Below are 17,185 nucleotides of genomic sequence, written 5' to 3' on the forward strand. Positions count from 1 at the left end.
GCAGGCATGTCCGAAACGATTTCCGCGCTTGCCGTCACCAATTGGGTGAACCGGGCAGCGACGCTGCTCGAGGAGTCTCAGGCGGAAATCAACCGCATCAACGTGTTCCCCATCGCGGACTCCGACACCGGGTCGAACATGGCCCACACCGTCCGCGCCGCCTGCGAGGAACTCCAGTCGGCGGTCGACGAGGGCACGCTGCCGGAGCCGGAGGATGCCACCGACGTGAACCTCCCGGCCATCACCGCGCTGCTGGCCACGGGCGCAGTCAAGGGGGCGCGCGGGAACTCCGGAATGGTGCTGAGCCAGGTATTCCGTGCCCTCGCGGATGCCTCCGCCCAGGGGCCGATCGATGCGGCCGCGTTGGTCCGGATGCTCCAGGACGCCGTGGGCTTTGCCGAGTCCACCATCGCCGCTCCCGTGGAGGGCACGATTCTCACCGTCCTGCGCCAGGCAGCTATCGGTGCGCGCGCAGCCCATGAGGCCGGCCAGGGGATGGGCGCGATCGTCGACGCCTCGCTCGACGCCGCCCGCGAGGCGCTATTCGATACCCCCAACCAGCTCGAGGTGCTCGCCGAGGCCGGGGTCTACGATGCCGGCGGGGCAGGGTTCATCCTCATGCTCGAAGCGCTGAAGGACGTCCTGACCGGGAAGTCCGAGGGGACAGCGATGATGGGCTCCAGCACGCGGGAGTACGAGGCGCCCGGGGGCGATAGCGCATCCGGCACGCACGCCGAATCCCACGGTGTTCCTGCCGAGCTGGAGTTGCTCTTCTTTTTCCACGGCGACGTCGACCCGCTGCGCGAGGTACTCGCCTCCCATGGTGACTCAATCGTTATCGCCCCAGTGTCCGAGGAGCAGGCGAAGGTGCACGTCCACACGCTGGAGGCCGGCGCCTTGCTCGAAAAGGCATTCGGCCTGGGGCAGGTGACCGAGTTGCGCATCGAGGTGCTGCCCAGCCAGCCCGGGACGCTGGCAACCGCGACGCGCCGGGCGTCCCGGCCCATCATCGCCCTGGTGCCCGGCCACAACGAGGACGAGAAAGGCGCTGTGGGCGATTCCGGTGAGGGCGATGAGCAAGATATTTTCGCGGCCGTGGGGGCCGTTAGCCTCGACCCGGTAGCCAGCGAAGAGCAGACCCGCACCGCACTCGGGCAGCTGCCCGACGGAGATATCGCCGTGCTCACCAATGGGGCAGACCCCGCCGCCATCCTGGAGGTAGCCCAGCGGGAGGGCAGTGGCCGCCAGCTCAACATCATCGACACCGACTCCCTGGTCGGGGGCCTGGCAGCGCTCGCGGTGTTTGACCCGACGAACGATTGGGAGGACAACACGGCGGACATGCTGGACGCCAGTGTGTCCCAGCGTTGGTGGCAGGGCCCGCCCGAACAGCTGTCGCAGACTGTTGCCGACCTGTTGGCCGATGGTGGGGAACTCGTCACCTTCATCACCTCCGAGCCCGCCGTGGCCGACGCAGTGGAAGCCTTCGTGCATCGCGCTCGCGAACAACACCCCGGCGTAGAGTTCCACGAGCATCACGCCCGAGGCTTGGGCACTGCGGTTCAGGTGGGTGTCGAGTAGATGCTCGGCTGGCAGGACACCCGCCCGCTCACCACGGCGACCACCCCCGACCGGGCGAAGAACCTGGCGGATAAGCCTGGCCTGAAGACCCTTCAGGATGTGCTGCTGACCTTCCCAACCCGCTACGCCAGGCTGGGAACGTCGGACCAGCTGGACATGCTCGTGCCTGGCGAGATGTACACCTGCGTGGCGCAGATCCTGGGAGTCGAGCAGAAGGAGAACTTTTCGGGCCGCGGGCCCCGCACTTTCATCCGCTTCCGCTTCACCGACGGCAGCGTGCAGATGGAGTCCGCGCTCTTCGGTAACCCGAAGATGCACCTGGGGGTGATCCAGCCCGGCGCGATCCTGCTGCTGCACGGCAAGCTGGATACGTTCCGCAACCAGTGGCAGCTGAAGAATCCGAGTTATGTGACGATCGACCCGGGCCCCAGCGCGCGCTTTGGGGCCTATGGCTCCCTGAAGACCATCGTCACGATCGCGGGCAGTCAGGAGGCGGCGGAGGAGCTGCTGCGCATGCCTTACCTGCCTGGCTATCCGCGCAAGCGGGGTACCTCGACCGCGGAGCTGATCGGGGTTGTGGACCAGGTCCTCCGTGGGCCGCTCGCGCCGACTCCAGGGGGCGAGACCATCCCGGAGATGCTCCCGGATCCCACCGTGGCGGGGACGAACGCGCACAGCGCCGGTGGGGAGGTCGCCGCCGGTTCGGTGCCCGCGTGGCCGACCGGTGCCGACGGTGCCCCGCTGATCCGCTTCGACGCAGCCCTGCGCGGCATTCACCAGCCGCCGGAGGAGGGGCCGGGCGCGGCGATCGAGCGGCTGAAGTTTAACGAGGCCCTCGAGCTGCAACTCATCATGGCGCTGCGGGCGGCGGACTCCACGCGGCGCACCTCGCCGCGGGTGGATGCGCTGCACTCCGAGCTGCTGGCCTCCTTCATCCACGGCCTGCCCTACCGGCTGAGCGAGGGGCAGACGAGCGCGTGGGACCGGGTCGCCGAAGCGCTGGACTCCACGGTGCCGGCGAACCTCATGCTGCAAGGAGATGTCGGTAGCGGCAAGACCCTGATCGCCGCACTGGCGATGGTGGCGGCCGCGGATGCCGGGCTGCAGTGTGCCTTCATCGCCCCGACGGAGGTGCTCGCGGTGCAGCACGCGCAGACCCTCACGCGCCTGGTCGAGGGGCTGCCGATCACCATCACGGTGCTCACCGGCAGCCAGAACTCTGAGGTACGTCGCCAAGCCCTGTTAGACATCGTCAGTGGCCAGGCTCATATCGTGGTGGGCACGCACGCGCTGATGCAGGATTCAGTGGAGTTCTTCAACCTGGGTCTCGTGGTCGTCGACGAACAGCACCGCTTCGGCGTGCGGCAGCGCGATTATCTGAAGAACAAGGCCGCGGCAGGCAAGACTCCGCACATGCTGGTCATGACGGCCACCCCGATTCCCCGCAGTGTTGCGATGACGATGTTCGGCGACCTCGAACCCATCGTCCTGCCGGGGCTGCCGAGTGGACGAGGTGAGGTGCGCACCGCCGTCGTCCAAGCCGGTCGCCGCGCGTGGGTGGATCGCATGTGGCAGCGAATCTCCGAGGACGTCGCCGCCGGGCACCAGGCTTTCGTCGTGGTGCCACGCATCGAGGGCGAGGACGGGGTGCTGGCCTGGGCGGAGAAGCTGGCGTCGGGTCCACTGGCGCACTGCACGGTGGACGTGCTGCACGGCAAAATGGCGCCCGAGGAGAAGGCCGCCGCGATGGCGGGTTTCGCAAAGGAGCGGACGGATGTGCTGGTCGCGACCACGGTAATCGAGGTCGGGGTTGACGTCCCGAACGCGACGGTGATGGTGATCATCGATGCCGAAAACTTTGGTGTTTCCCAGCTGCACCAGCTGCGCGGCCGCATCGGCCGTGGCTCGGCCGACGGCTGGTGCATGCTGCACACCACCACGCTGCCGGGGTCTGCCAGCTATGACAGACTTGAGGCGGTCGCGGCGACGACCGACGGCTTCGCGCTGGCCGAGCTGGACCTCGAGCAGCGAACCGAGGGAGATATCCTCGGCGATGATCAGTCTGGGGCCGGCTCCCGCCGAGCGAGCCTGCTGAACCTCGCAAGCGATGGTGAGATCATCATGCGGGCCAAGGATTACGCCCAGGAGCTGGTGGAGAAGCAGGAGGAGCTAGCCCGGCAGCTCGTCGCGGACATTGAGTTGGAAGACCAGGCGTATATCCAGCGCGGCTAGGTTCTACGGGGCCTCGCAACGCGAGCCTTGGGTGGGCGCCCGGTGCGTAACGGAACAGGAGCAGCAAGGACTAATGAGCCGCATCATCGCCGGACAGGCGGGAGGCCGCAGCATCAAGATCCCCAAGCAGGTCACCCGGCCGACCTCCGACCGGGCTCGTGAAGGCCTGTTCTCCTCCCTCGAGGCCCGCTTCGGGCTGGCCGGGGAGGTCGTCCTCGACCTTTACGCCGGCTCTGGGGCCTTGGGTCTCGAGGCCGCCTCCCGGGGCGCGGCGGAGGTCACGCTCGTGGAAGCGCTCGACGGAGCGGTGAGCACCATCAAGCGGAATATCGCGACGGTGGAGCATCCGAAAACCCACGTGGTTCACGCCAAGGTCAAGACTTTCCTGGCGACTGCGCCGAAGCGTCACTACACGATGGTGCTCGCCGATCCGCCCTATGAGCTGGCCGACGACGCGGTGGCGGACATGCTGGCAGCACTGATTCCGGCGCTGGCGCAGGACGCCGTCGTCGTCATCGAAAGAAACAGTAAGAGCCCGGAGACGGCGTGGCCTGAAGGATTCGAGCCGACGGGGCAGAAGGTGAAGAAGCGCACCTTCGGTATTGCGCGCTTCGATACGGCGATCTGGCGGGGCTAAAGCCGCTCGCGTCAAAGGAGAGGGGAGCGCCGGGTGCCCGGCACAGGGGCCGGCGCTACACTTGGACAGCATGCGAGTAGTCTGCCCAGGATCTTTTGACCCGGTGACAAACGGTCACCTCGATATCTTCACGCGTGCTGCGGCCCAGTGGGATGAGGTCATCGTGCTGGTGACCTATAACCCCAACAAGAATGGGCTATTCAACGAGCAGGAGCGCGTGGCGCTCATTGAGGCAGCCATCGCGGACCTGCCCGAGGAACGGCGCCCGAAGAATATCCGGATCGACACGTGGGACCGCCTGCTGGTGGACTACCTCACGGAGAACGACATCACTGCGCTGGTCAAGGGGCTGCGCAGCTCCCTGGATTACGAGTACGAGCTGCCGATGGCCCAGATGAACCAGCGCCTCTCTGGGGCGGATACCTACTTCCTGCTCACGAGCCCGGAGTATGGCTACGTGTCTTCCACGCTGTGCAAGGAGGTCGCGAAGTACGGCGGGGACGTCTCTGGGCTGCTGCCAGAACCCGTGGCTAAGGCAGTGAAGGCGAAGTTCGCCGAGTCTTAAAGCTCCGTGACCACCGGCTCCAGCGGAAGAAAAAATTGTTAATTCCTGTGACCGGTGTGTTTCTCCGCGAGTGATGCCCTGGAACATGGAATAGTGGGGGACATGTACAAAACCTTCCAAGGCATGGACGATCTCCAGCACATGGTGGAGCAGGCTTATAGCGTGCCCATGACATCCAATTGCATGGTGCCGCGCCGCGAGGTGCTCGACATCCTCGACGAGATGCGTAACGCCATTCCCATCGAGATGGACGACGCCCAGGACGTCCTCGACCACCGCGACAAGATTCTTCACGATGCTGAGGATCGCGCCGACGGCATGGTCGCTGATGCTGAGGCGGAGCGCGATCGGATTCTTGAGGAGGCTCACGCCCGTGCGGAGGCGATGGTGCGCGACGCTGAAGAGCGCGCCACCACCACGGTCGCCCAGGCCGAGGACGAGGCTGACCGCCTGGTCACCGAAGCTCGCAACGAATACGACCACGTCATCTCCCGCGCCGCCGCGGAATCCGACCGCCTCATCAAGGCCGGCAACGATTCCTACCAGCGCTCCGTGGACGAAGGCATTGCCGAGCAGCAGCGCCTCGTGTCCGAATCCGAGGTTGTCCGCAATGCGGAGGCCGAGTCCCAGCGCATCGTGCAGTCCGCCCACGCGGACTCCGACCGCCTGCGCAACGAGTGCGACCGCTACGTCGACTCGACCCTCGCGGAGTTCGAGGAGTCCCTCTCCGCAACCCTGCGCAGTGTGGGCCGCGACCGCGCCGCGCTGCGCAAGGGGGCCGGTGTCTCCGGGCTGCGCAGCGACTCCAACTACGGGGACCACAGCTACGAGGGCTAAACCCCGGGCTCAACGCGCGGGATGAAGCGAACAGGGCGTCGTCCCAAATGGCGGCGGGGAGCCTCAAGCGGGTACAAAAGGGGTATGAGCAACCCCTTCATTCTCGATGTTCAGGACATCCTCGGCCAGCAAGGTGGCCCGGAGCATGTTCACACCACCGGCGAGACCCCGCACAACCTCGGCGGGGAAATGTTCGGAATCGCCCCCGGCACCAGCGTTGATATCGACCTGATCCTCACCAACCTCGGCGAGGCCATCATGGCCCAGGGGACGGTCAGCGGCCCGGCCAGCGTCGAGTGCGGCCGCTGCCTCCGCCGCTTCACGACGGACCTCAACATCAAGGTCGACCAGGTCTTCGGCACATCTTCGGACTTCATCACCACCGAGGACGAGGACTCCGACGAGGAGGGCGACGAGCTGCCACCGCTGGTTGAGGGCGACCGCATCGACCTGACGCAGACGGTGCTCAACGAAGCCGGGCTCAACGCCCCGTTCAACCCCGTCTGTGCTGATTACGGCCTCGAGTGCGAGACCAACGTCCCAGAGCCGGACGGCATTTCGGAGGAAGAAGCGGAAGAGGAGAAGGTCGACTCGCGCTGGGCCGGCCTGTCCGCTATTAAGTCCCGCCTCGCCGGGGGTGACGATGGCTCGCAAGCGTAGGCTCACCGGCGAGGCAGCACTCCGCGCCGCATACTCCAAGCACGACCACACCCCACTGCTTCAGGCCTGGGGTATCGAGCTGTCCGACGAGATGCTGCGGCTGGCGCTCACACACCGTTCCTTCGCGCACGAGAACGACAATGTGCCGAATAACGAGCGCCTCGAGTTCCTCGGCGACGCCGTGCTCGGGCTCTCGGTCGCCGAGCAGCTGTACACGCAGTTCCCCCAGCGCAGCGAGTCCGACATTTCCAAGATGCGCGCGGGCGTGGTGAATATGTACGCGCTCGCGGGACTGGCCCGCAGCCTCGGGCTGGGGGAGTACATCCTGCTCGGCCGCGGCGAGATGAAGACCGACGGGCAGGACAAGGACTCGATCCTCGCGGACACCGTCGAGGCGATCCTCGGCGCGGTCTACCTGGAGCACGGCTTCGCGGTTGCGAAGGCGACCGTTTTGCGGCTGTTTAAGTCCATGATCGATAAGGCTCCGACCGTGGGGTTGACCATGGACTGGAAGACCACCGTGCAGGAGCGCCTGCGCGAACACGATCTGCCGATGCCGGAGTACAAGGTCACCTCCTCCGGCCCGGAGCACGACAAGGCCTTCTTCGCCACGCTCCTGCTGGATGGCAAGGAGCACACCCGCGGCCAGGGCCGCACGAAGAAGGAAGCGGAACACCAGGCGGCCCGCGCCATGGTGGAGGAACTCAGCAAGCGTGCCTGAACTGCCTGAGGTGGAGGTCGTCCGCCGCGGGTTGGAAGAACACCTCCGCGGCGGGATCATCCACGACGTCGACGTCCGCCACCCCCGCGCCGTTCGCGCCCAGCCCGGCGGGGCAGCGGAACTCGTCGCGCTTCTGGACGGCGCCCGCATCCAGTCCATCGAGCGCCGGGGCAAGTACATGTGGCTCGTGCTGGATAGTGGCCACGCGCTGTTTGTCCACCTCGGGATGAGCGGGCAGATGCTGATCCATGAAGCTGCCGATACGGCTCTGCCCACCACGCACGTCCGGATTTCCGCGCGGGTCGCTGCGGGGGAGCGGGACCTGGTGCTGAGCTTTGTGGACCAGCGCACCTTCGGCCAGTGGCAGGTCACACAGATGGTGGCCGATCCGCACGGGGGCTTCGCGGGGGTGCCGGTTCCGGTTGCGCACATCGCCCCTGACCCCTTCGAAGAGGTCTTCGACCCGGTGGCCGTGGCCCGGCGCCTCCGGGCGAAGAAGACCGACGTGAAGCGCGCGCTCCTGGACCAAACGCTGGTCTCGGGGATCGGCAACATATACGCCGATGAGGCGCTATGGGCGGCAGGTGTTGCCCCCGGTCGCCGTACCCGGGGCATGCGCCAGCGCGACGCCGTGGCCGTGCTGGAGCAGGCCGAGGCGGTGATGCGGCGCGCGCTAGCCCAGGGCGGGACCAGCTTCGACTCGCTCTACGTCAACGTCAACGGTGCCAGCGGCTATTTTTTCCGATCGCTCAATGCTTACGGCAGGGCCGGGAAGCCGTGCCCCCGCTGCGGGACGCCGATCGTTCGGGTGCAGTGGACGAACCGCTCCTCGCACTTCTGTCCGCAGTGTCAACCCAGCTAGCGTCCAGAGCGGGGTTGGGTTACGGGCAGGCTATTCCAAGAATGGGTAGTGGAATTCTACAATGCCCCTATGGAAAAACTTACTGAGCTCGTTGATGGCTCGATCAACGGTGTCATCTGGAACATCATCCCGTGGCTGTTGATCGCCGCGGGCATCTACTTCGGCTTGCGGACCCTCTTTGTCCAGGTTCGCCTGCTGCCCGCGATGCTGAAGGCGGTCGCGGAGAAGCCACCGGTCGCCCGCGACGAGCAGGGCAACGAGATCGAGGATGGCGAGCGCGTTGGCATCTCGGCGTTCAAGGCCTTCACGATCTCTGCCGCCTCCCGCGTGGGAACCGGCAACATCACCGGCGTGGCGCTGGCGATCTCCATTGGTGGGCCGGGTGCGGTCTTCTGGATGTGGATGATCGCCATCGTCGGTGGCGCTACCGCCTTCGTTGAGTCCACGCTGGCTCAGCTCTGGAAGTCCCGCGACGTCAACGGTCACTACCACGGTGGTCCGGCCTTCTACATGACCCGCGGCCTCGGCTGGAAGCCGCTCGCCGTCATCTTCGCCGTGGCGCTCTCCTTCACCTATGGCTTCGTCTACAACGCGATCCAGACGAACTCCATCGTCGACGCGGTGGGTGGGTCCCTCAACAGCGATTCCACGACCCTGAAGCTCATCGTCGCGGTTGGCGTCGCCTCCTTGACCGCGCTCGTCATCTTCGGTGGTGTCACCCGCATCGCCAGCGTGACTCAGATCATCGTGCCGCTGATGGCCGTGGCTTACATCATCGTTGGCATCATCGTCGTTCTCATGAACCTCAGCGAGGTGCCGGGCATGATTGGGCTCATCGTCGGTCATGCACTGGGGCTGAAGCAGATCGCCGGCGCGGGTGTCGGTGCCGCCTTCGGAATCGGCCTGCGCCGCGGCCTGTTCTCCAACGAGGCAGGTCAGGGCTCCGCGCCGAACGCCGCCGCAACCGCGACCGTCTCCCATCCAGTTAAGCAGGGCCTCGTCCAGACCCTCGGCGTATATTTCGACACCCTAGTTGTGTGTAGCATCACCGCTTTCGTGGTGCTGCTGGGTCCTGCGGTGACCTACGGACGCGAGGACATCCAGGGCGTGTCCTTGACTCAGACCGCGCTGGCTGACACGGTTGGCCCGTGGGGCGCGCACTTCATCACCATCATCCTCTTCTTCCTCGCCTTCTCCTCGGTCATCGGCAACTTCTACTTGGCTCAGGCCAATATCGAGTACCTCTCCGAGTCGAAGACGGTCATGACGATCTTCCGCCTTGGCGTTATCGCTTTCGTCTTCTTCGGTGCGTTCGGTTCCCTCCCGCTGGTGTGGGCTCTGGGCGACACGATGGCTGGAACCATGGCGATCATCAACATCATCGCGATCGTCCCGCTAGGCGGCATCGCCTTCAAGCTGCTGAAGAACTTCAACGAGCAGCGCAAGAAGGGTCTGGACCCGGTCTTCCACCGGGATATGCTGCCGGAGGCGAAGAACGTGGAGGTCTGGGACGGCTCCGACCCGGCGACCCGCCGCGGCTGGCTCGAGCGCCGCTCCCTGCGCGAGTTCACCTAAAGACTGTGCCCGGAATACGGCGAGCTAAGGAGAAACGGAAGTGACTGAGCAACCACAGGTCCGGCTCACCGCCTGGTGCCACGGCCGCGTTCAGGGCGTGGGCTTTCGCTGGTGGGTCGCTGGCCAAGCCAAGGCGCTGGGGCTGACCGGCTCGGCCACGAACTATCCAGATGGGCGGGTGCTCGTTGTCGCGGAGGGGGCGCGACACTTGGCCGAAGAATTGCTCGACCGGCTCCAGCCCGGTGCGTTGACGAACCCGCAACGCCCGGGTCAGGTCACCACCGTCGTGGAGCTGTGGGGCGAGCCCAAGGGCGCGGAGGGCTTCGAGCGCCGCTAGTGCGTGGGAAGCCTGCGCTTAGAGCTTGTCCGCGCGCACCGTTAAGATAACGGCATGCACTTAAAGTCGTTGACTCTCAAAGGATTCAAGTCCTTTGCATCTTCAACGACCCTGAAACTCGAGCCGGGGATCTGCGCCGTCGTCGGCCCCAATGGCTCGGGCAAGTCCAATGTCGTCGACGCCCTGGCATGGGTGATGGGGGAGCAGGGGGCGAAGACCCTGCGCGGCGGCAAGATGGAGGACGTCATCTTCGCCGGTGCCGGTGACCGCAAACCGCTGGGGCGCGCGGAGGTTACCCTCGTCATCGACAACTCCGACGGCAAGCTGCCGATCGAGTACTCCGAGGTCGCGGTCACCCGCCGCATGTTCCGCGACGGGGCCAGCGAATACGAGATCAACGGCGCCAAAGCCCGGCTCATGGATATCCAAGAGCTGCTGAGCGACTCGGGCATCGGCCGCGAAATGCACGTCATCGTCGGTCAGGGAAGGCTCTCCCAAATCCTGGAGTCCAAGCCCGAGGAGCGCCGCGCCTTCATCGAGGAGGCCGCTGGCGTGCTGAAGCACCGGCGTCGCAAGGAGAAGGCGCAGCGCAAGCTGGTCGGCATGCAGGCCAACCTGGACCGCCTCCAGGACCTCACCGATGAGCTGCACTGCCAGCTGGGGCCGCTGGCCCGGCAGGCCGACGCCGCGCAGCGGGCGTCCACCGTGCAGGCCACCATCCGGGACCGTCGCACGGTGCTGGCCGCCCACCACGTCCGCACCTTGTCGGAGAACCTCCACGAGGCCAATGCCGAGGCCGAACGGCTCATCGAGGAGCGCGAATACCTCACCGAGCAGCTCGAAGAGCACTCCGGCGAGCTCGCCGAGGTGGAAGAAGAGCTGCGCACCGCGTTGGAAGACGCGGAGTGCGCCCGCACCCTCTGGTACCGGCTCTCGGCGGTCGCGGAAAAGAACTCCGCCTCCCTGCGCATCGCGGCCGATCGCGCACAAGCCAGCGAGGAGACCGCCTGGCTGGGGCCCGACCCTGCTCACTTGCTGGAGCGCGCCGAGCGGGCCGATGCCGAGCAGGAGGAACTCGACGAGGCCGTCGAGATCGCCCAAGAAAAGCTCGAGGGCATCCGGGAGACCGTCGCCGAGGCTCAGGACGCCGCCCGGCAGGCGGAGAACGAGCACCTCGCCCAGGTCCGGGCCATCGCGGACCGGCGTGAGGGCGTGGTAAGGCTGCTCTCCCGCCAGGAGGCAGCCAGCGAGCGGTTGGCTAATGCTCAGGCCGAGGTGGAGCGCAGCGAAGAGGCCGTGAGCGAGCACACCGAGGAGCTGGACAACCTCAGCGAAGAACTCGCGGAAGCCGCCGACGCGTTGGCGGATATCGAGGGTGGGGGCGAGGAACTGCAAGCCACTGCAGAGCAGCTCGCCCGCGAGGTGCAGACCGTCGAGCAGCGCGCGGAGGAGCTGCGCAACCAGGAACGCGCGCTGGAGCGAGAAATCGCTGGCTTGGAAGCCACCATCACCGGCTGGCAGGAGCGGCTGCGCCCCACCGACGGTGCTGCCCGCGCGACTACCGCCGCCGAGGAGCAGGGGCATGCGGTGAGCACTCTGGCGGAGAACCTCACGGTCACCGGCGACTGGTCCGCCGCCGTCGCCGCCGTGTTGGGCGCCATCGCGCCCACCGGGGTGGTGACTGCATCAGACGATGCCGTCCTCAGTGCGCTCGAGGGCAGCGACGAGGGCCGCGCCCTCGTCATCGAATCCGGAGCCGAGGCCGAGGGCAAGGCCGGCTGGCGCTTGGACGCGACCCTGCCCGCGGGGCAGTGGCTGCTGGACGTCATCGAGCCCAGCCCGGAGGTAGCCGCCCCGCTAAACGCGATGCTCGTCGACGTCGTCGCCGTGGCAGACGCCGCTGAAGCTCGCCGCGTCGTGACCGCCGACACCAGGCTGCGGGCAGTGACCAAGGTCGGCAGCCTCTTCGGCCCCGGTTGGTTCGCGGCCGGCCGCGGGGGAGCCACCCCAGCGGTGGAGCTTGCTGCGAAGATTGACCAGGCCACCGCGGACGTCGCCGAAAAGAAGGAACAGCTCGCAGACCTGAAGGCGAGCCTCGACGCCGCGCTGGAAACCACTGCGGAGTGCCGCGCCGCAGCCAGCAGCGCGAAGGCCTCCGTCCAGGAACAACGGGCACGCGTCCAGGCGGCCCAGCACCGCTTCAAGGCGGCGGAGAACGCAGAGGAGTCGGCCCGCCGTAGCCTCGAGCGCGCCACCACCCAACGCAACCAGGCAGAGGAGCGGGCCCGGCAAGCTGATGAGGAACTCGCCGAGGTGCGGGATCGTCTCTCGCGCGTGCAGGAGCCCGCGGAGCAGGAGGAACCCTCCACTGCGCAGCGCGACCGCACGGCTCAAGAGCTCACCCAGGCAAAGGCCATGGAGATGGATGTGCGCCTGCAACTGCGCACGGCAGAGGAGCGCGCCGCCGCCACTCGCGGCAAGGCGGAAAACCTGCGGCGCCAGGCCCGCCAGGAGGAGGCCTCTCGCAAACAGCACGAGATCGCGAGGGCCCGTCGTGAAGCGAAGCGCCAGGCCGCGCTCATCGTGCAGGAACAGGCCGAACGCGTCGGCCAGCGCATCGCCGATGCGCTCCACCGGGCACAGGAGTCCCGCACCCTGACCGAGCAGGCGCACCGCCAATGGCAGGAACGGATGCGCCAGCAAAAGGCTGAGGTCAATAAGTACAACAGCCAGCTCGGGGCGGTTACCCAGCGGGCCCATGAGGCGGAGCTGAAGCGCAACCAGGCACAGCTCAAGCTCGAGCAGGCCGCAGAATCCGCGATGGAGCAGCTCACCATGACTCCCGAGCAGCTGCTGGCTGTTGAACTCCCGGAGGATTTCGACCAGGCCACAGCCCGTAAGGAGCTCAAGCAGGCGGAGAAGGACCTGAACTCCCTCGGCAAGGTCAACCCCTTGGCTCTGGAGGAGTACAAGGCGCTGGAGGAACGCTATTCCTTCCTCGCCAGCCAGCTGGACGACGTTCAGCGAGCCCGTGAGGACCTCAACGGGGTCATCAAGGATGTGGATAACACCATCCTCACCCTCTTCGTGGAAGCTTGGCACGACGTGGAGGAGCAGTTCCCCAAGGTCTTCGAGACCCTCTTCCCGGGTGGGTCCGGCCGACTGGTGCTCACTGACCCGGAGGACATGCTTACCACCGGCATCGAGGTGGAGGCACGCCCGCCGGGCAAGAAGGTCAAGCGGCTTAGCCTGCTCTCCGGCGGTGAGAAGTCGCTGACCGCGCTGGCCCTGCTCGTCGCCATCTTCCGTGCGCGCCCCAGCCCCTTCTACGTCATGGACGAGGTCGAGGCCGCACTGGACGACGTCAACCTGCGCCGCCTGATCGCGCTGTTCGAGGAGCTGCGTAAGGACTCCCAGCTGATCGTGATCACGCACCAGAAACCGACGATGGATGTGGCCAATGTTCTCTACGGCGTGACCATGCGCGGGGACGGCGTGACGCGCGTTATTTCGCAGCGCATGAAGCCACTGGAAGCCGGTTAGCCCAGGCCATCCCGCACACAGGGGGAGCGGGCTGGGGCGCGCGGAATCATCGCGGGGGCAAAGGCTAGGATTGGCGGACGTGACTACCAGCCCGATTACAGACCTGAATGACACGCTCCTTGCCTGGGCCTCCAGCGCCGAGGCGGAACTCGCGACGAAACTCAAGGACGTGCAGCTTTTTGTTGAGCTGGACATCAATGGTGATGAGCTCGAGCGGCTCACCCGCTTCTATGGCACCTTCCTAGGCCGCCAGATCACCGCGGGGGCAGACGATGCCGCGCTACTGCAGACCTGCCCGGCGTTGACCGCCGCGGTGCTGATCTCGCGCGCCGCGAAGCTCAACGAGGTTCCCCAGGTGGCCGCCGAATTCTGGGCCGGGCTCGGCCTGGAGGCCACCGAGGACCGGGTGGCACTCATCGAAGGCCACTTCGCGGAGATTCTGCAGGCGGCTGGGCTGGACCCGATGGACGACCTCGCCGGCGGTCCGGACGGTGAGATGGGGCGGCTCTTCGGGCACGTGGGCATCGCCAGCGACTGGACGCCGGAGCTCATTGAGCTCATCGACACTCGTCGCAAGTCGGGAGAGGCTGCCGAGGACCTCAGCGAGGAAGCGGCCGCGGTCGTCGCAGAGCTGGCCACACAGCGCCTGCAGCTAGGGCCGCTGTGCGCGACCTCCCCGGAACTGGCCCAAAAGCTGACCGAGCCGGTCGTCCGGGTGGTGCACCAGGGGGCCGAGGAAGGGCAGTGGCACCGGGCACTGCAGAAGAACTCCGTCTTCCCGCTGGTCGCCGAGGAGATCGCGGCGGAGCTGCGGGAGCGCCCCATCGGCACCGTGGATCGCCGCTACACGGTGGGCGTGGCCCACGCGGAGGATCGGCCGCGCCTGCGCCTCGATGTGCTGCGCCGCAGGGTGCTGTTGCGCCTGCCGGAGCAGGAGCTGGCAGATAGCCACTTCACCAACCCCGATGAGGTGCGGTGGCGACTGGACTTCGACGGCAGCCCGTCCGCATTCATCACCAGTAAGGCGGACCGCCCGGGCGCGAAGACCAGCGAGATTTTCGACATTCCGGTGCGCCGGCCCCTGCGTGAGATTTGGGTGCGCAACGTTGCCTCCCGAGAGCAGTGGCAGGTCTCCATGGTCAGCACGGATGATCCCAGCCTGATCTTCACCGAGCGCGGCGGCGACCTGACGGAGATGGCCACCCTGCACCACGCCACGGTGTGGGTGGTCTGCCCCACCGACGCCCGCGCGGTGGACCCGGTGAGCGACCAGGAGATCCCGGTACTCGAGGAGCATGAGGTCAAGGCCTGGGAAGGCTGGACGATCCGCCTGCTGGATCTCTCCGAAGCTCTCTCGTTGCATATCGAGCGCCCGGGGGAGCGCCGCCCGTCGATCGGGAGCGTGCGCGCCGTCGACCCGCGGCAGCGTGTGCGGTTTGTTGAGCCGGGTCAGCACGTCCCGGGGCTGCGCACCCAGTCTGGTCGCCCGATTCTCTCCGAGTCCCTGCTCGTGGAGTTCCCGCCGACCCAGTCGGGAGCGGTCGAGACCTGGTTCTTGACGATCGGCGCCTACGCAGGCCCGGGCGAGTACGGCGACACGGTCGCCGATGAGGAACCCCTGGAGGTTCCGCCAGAGGGCGGGTCCTTCGAGGTCTTCGACCCGGAGGCTTATGACAGCCCATGGGCGGGCGAGTACCTGGTGCGCTTGCGCGGGCCACGCAACGAGTCCTTCCGGCACGAGTACGCCCTGGTTGAGGGGCTCAGCACGGAGGTCGAGATCGATGGCCCCTCCGCACTAACCCGGCTGCCGCAGGCCGGAGGCCTCAGCCCAACCACGGTGAAGCTGCTCGCCGGTGATAAGCCCTTCTCCCGCCGGGTGAAGGCCACCGTCGGGCCTGATCAGAAGTACGTCACCACGGTTGTGGAAACCGATGCCGGCGACGCGCTGCCGGTCGTCGTGCACCCACCACGGCTGCGCTACCAGCTCACGCTGCGTGGCGAGGAGCCGATGTGGCGCACGGAAGCCGTGCGCACCAGCTCCTCCTGGCTGGACCAGGACACCAAGTTCCGCGTCCGCCCCGGCAGCCCCCTGGACCAGCCGCTCGAACGCCCTAGCCTCGTCATCCGCGACCGCCACGGCGCCCCGGTGCGCACGCTGAAGCTGGAGACCGAGGACAACATCACCTGGTCTGCGGAGCTTTCCGCCGCAGCGTCCTCCCTCGCCGTGATGTCGCAGGGCAGCTTCGAGCTGGAGTTCATCGACTCGGTGGCCCGCCGCCGCGTCTCCGTCCGACTGGCGAACATCATCCCGGCACCGACCTGGAATGTGTCCTACGCCGACGGTTCGCTCGTCTTCGACACGGGCGCGGATGCCGACGCCCCCGACCTCGGCTGCTGGAGCGCGTGGGTCTGGCCCGTCACGGCACCGTGGCAGCCCGCCCGCACCGTCACCATCGGCGCGACGGGTGAGCCTGTCGAGCTTCCCGCCGAGCTGCAGGACGCCGGACCGCTCGCCGTTCAGCTGTTCGCGCCGGATCGTTTCTCCTTCCTCCGTCCGCCCTCCGGCCCGGGCGAGCGCGCGCAGACCGTCGAGGCCGAAGGCTACTTCGGGCGAGGGGAGGACACCCCGTGGTCGCACCTGTCCGCCTTCCTCGTCGGGGAGGCCGAGCAGGCCCCGTCCGACCCAGAAATCCTGCCGACCCTGTGGGACGTGCAGGCCGGTTGGCTGCAGAAGCGCGCCCAGGTGCCGCCTGCGCTCTCTCAGCGGGTGCGCGAGGCGCTGACCCACGATGCGCGCGCGTCGGTGCACGCGATGGGACGCTCGCTGGTCGCCACCGCGGATCGGCCGGCGCAGTTCATCGCCTCCGGCCTGGTGCATTCCTCCTTCGACGTCACCCAGGAGGAGCTGATGAGCCCCGCGGAGCAGAAGCGGGACGAGATCGGCACCCCGTGGATCCATGCCCTGGATATCCTGGGCGCGATCGCTCGACTGGATGAGGATGACGCCGAGCAGCTGCCGAGTATCAAGGCGCTGAAGAAGCAGCTGGCAGCCACCGCCGGTGAGGGGGCCGTCAAGACCCTGGAGATGGGGCACGACCGCTCCCTGGAGAACTCCTGCATCGACGCCACCACCGTCCAGATCGCGCACATGAACGAAGATCAGCAGAAGGCGGTGCTCGCCATGTTCTTCGGCGACGCCGGTCTGGTCCCGGGTGCGATTTCGGATGAGAACAGCCGACTCATCGCCGTGTTCGATACCTTCACCCACCGTGTGGCGCTCTCCGAGCTTCTCGGGGACCCGACGTTGATGACGACGGCGGTGGCGGTGCTGCGCCGGATCAAGTCCGCGAACCGTCAGCTGTACCTGTCCGCGCGGGTGCGTTTCGAACGCCTCGACGGGGTGGATACCGATGATCCGCAGAACCGCTGGGCACTGGCGCCGGTGATCTCCATGGTCTTCGCGCTGGCCACGCGCATGTACGCGCACGGCCACCTGCCGACCCTGGGCAAGCTGCCGCAGGCCTATGAGGGCTGGGCGAAGATGGCCCAGCTGGTTCCCGACCTCGTGACCGGCGATGTGGTCCTCGCCGATGCGATGGTTCTCGGTGTGTTCGGGCCAAATCTGAAAGACTAGG

Annotated in this window: 12 protein-coding genes; all 12 read left to right on the forward strand. The window is 66.9% G+C overall.

Going from position 1 to position 17,185, the window contains the following annotated elements:
- The first annotated feature begins 6 nt into the window (after nt 1-6).
- The 12 genes from Q1V78_RS01535 (at nt 7) to Q1V78_RS01590 (ending at nt 17,184) form a co-directional block, all read left to right on the forward strand.
- Nucleotides 7-1,581, forward strand: coding sequence for a DAK2 domain-containing protein (locus Q1V78_RS01535; protein WP_300610874.1), 1,575 nt, complete (start codon nt 7-9; stop codon nt 1,579-1,581).
- Complete coding sequence (locus Q1V78_RS01540) at nt 1,582-3,813, forward strand: ATP-dependent DNA helicase RecG (RefSeq protein WP_300610876.1); 2,232 nt, start codon at nt 1,582-1,584, stop codon at nt 3,811-3,813.
- A gap of 73 nt (nt 3,814-3,886) precedes the next feature.
- A complete protein-coding gene (locus tag Q1V78_RS01545) occupies nt 3,887-4,450 on the forward strand; it encodes an RsmD family RNA methyltransferase (RefSeq protein ID WP_300610878.1) in 564 nt (187 codons plus the stop codon).
- A 70-nt stretch (nt 4,451-4,520) separates the two neighbouring features.
- Complete coding sequence (gene coaD / locus Q1V78_RS01550) at nt 4,521-5,015, forward strand: pantetheine-phosphate adenylyltransferase (RefSeq protein ID WP_300610881.1); 495 nt, start codon at nt 4,521-4,523, stop codon at nt 5,013-5,015.
- A 102-nt stretch (nt 5,016-5,117) separates the two neighbouring features.
- Complete coding sequence (locus Q1V78_RS01555; protein WP_300610884.1) at nt 5,118-5,852, forward strand: ATP synthase F0 subunit B; 735 nt, start codon at nt 5,118-5,120, stop codon at nt 5,850-5,852.
- Nucleotides 5,853-5,936: 84 nt separating this feature from the next.
- Complete coding sequence (locus tag Q1V78_RS01560; protein WP_300610886.1) at nt 5,937-6,512, forward strand: DUF177 domain-containing protein; 576 nt, start codon at nt 5,937-5,939, stop codon at nt 6,510-6,512.
- Nucleotides 6,496-7,233, forward strand: coding sequence for a ribonuclease III (rnc, locus tag Q1V78_RS01565; RefSeq protein WP_300610888.1), 738 nt, complete (start codon nt 6,496-6,498; stop codon nt 7,231-7,233). Before Q1V78_RS01560 ends, rnc begins: the two co-directional genes overlap by 17 nt.
- The gene (gene mutM, locus Q1V78_RS01570) at nt 7,226-8,095 is read left to right on the forward strand and encodes a bifunctional DNA-formamidopyrimidine glycosylase/DNA-(apurinic or apyrimidinic site) lyase (RefSeq protein ID WP_300610890.1); all 870 of its coding nucleotides are present in this window, start codon (nt 7,226-7,228) and stop codon (nt 8,093-8,095) included. Before rnc ends, mutM begins: the two co-directional genes overlap by 8 nt.
- Before the next feature lie 69 nt (nt 8,096-8,164).
- Nucleotides 8,165-9,670: a sodium:alanine symporter family protein gene (locus Q1V78_RS01575; RefSeq protein WP_300610892.1), complete on the forward strand. Its 1,506-nt coding sequence runs from the start codon at nt 8,165-8,167 to the stop codon at nt 9,668-9,670.
- A gap of 40 nt (nt 9,671-9,710) precedes the next feature.
- Entirely contained in the window at nt 9,711-10,007 is a 297-nt protein-coding gene (locus Q1V78_RS01580) for an acylphosphatase (protein WP_300610894.1), read from the forward strand.
- 54 nt (nt 10,008-10,061) lie between these two features.
- Complete coding sequence (gene smc, locus Q1V78_RS01585) at nt 10,062-13,550, forward strand: chromosome segregation protein SMC (protein WP_300610896.1); 3,489 nt, start codon at nt 10,062-10,064, stop codon at nt 13,548-13,550.
- A 79-nt stretch (nt 13,551-13,629) separates the two neighbouring features.
- Nucleotides 13,630-17,184, forward strand: a complete 3,555-nt coding sequence (locus Q1V78_RS01590; RefSeq protein WP_300610899.1) for a hypothetical protein — start codon at nt 13,630-13,632, stop codon at nt 17,182-17,184.
- The last annotated feature ends 1 nt before the right edge of the window (nt 17,185 follow it).

The organism is Corynebacterium sp. (assembly GCF_030152825.1).
Taxonomy (GTDB): Bacteria; Actinomycetota; Actinomycetes; order Mycobacteriales; family Mycobacteriaceae; genus Corynebacterium.